Genomic DNA, 739 nt, shown 5'->3' with positions numbered 1-739 from the left:
GACCTCTTTTTGATGTGCTTCAACGAAGGGGTCGTGTGCAACTCTTGTGAACACTTCTTCATTGCTGAGAGGTGGTAGTGTTTCTTGTGGAATGAGTGTTTCTGTTAAATTTTGTACGTTTGATTTTGCAAAGCAGATGGATGCGCCATTTTGTAATGTTTTTACTTGTTCCGGGGTGAGATCATCTTTGGGCGCGACAACGAAAGCATCACCCACCTCTATGACAAAACCTTCTGCTCCTGCACCTCTATAGATGCCATTATAGATTTCACCTTCTTTTGCTGCTACAACAAGACGATTGTTGATTTCTCCAAGTCCAGCGTTTCTCATATTGGAGATGAACTCTTTTAAAAGCTGTGCTTTTTGGGGATGGGTCATATCTTCAAAGAGATGGTGCATCGGTTCTGGATTACTACGCTGCATGGCTTGAATACTGGCTTGGGTTAAGCGCTCATGTGTTATAGCAGAAAAATCAATGTTGTGACCTGCGACTTGTCCAAGTTTTTCCATAAACATTCGTTGTACACGCCCATTGCCTTTTCTAAAAGGATGGGCGTGGTCGAGAAGCATATAAACGTGAGCGGCATTTGCAGCAAATTCTTGGCGCGATAAACCTCGTAAATTGTTCTTTGTATGCAGCATTTTCTCTAATTGTCTCAATTCTTTTTGAATCTGCCCCCCCACGGCAAAAGGAACTTCATGTCCTTTAGGGCGCATGGCTGGCATACGGGCTATAGAG

Annotated in this window: 1 protein-coding gene; it reads right to left on the bottom strand. The window is 43.4% G+C overall.

What is annotated here, in order from left to right; translation table 11 throughout:
- The coding region (locus ACFIMQ_RS09590; RefSeq protein ID WP_375703950.1) for a Fic family protein at positions 1–739 on the bottom strand (739 nt) is incomplete at both ends.

The organism is Bartonella sp. AD13SXNS (assembly GCF_042196465.1).
Taxonomy (GTDB): domain Bacteria; phylum Pseudomonadota; class Alphaproteobacteria; order Rhizobiales; family Rhizobiaceae; genus Bartonella.
Note: the sequence above shows the minus strand (reverse complement) of the source record. Positions and strands in the feature narration are given on the sequence as shown.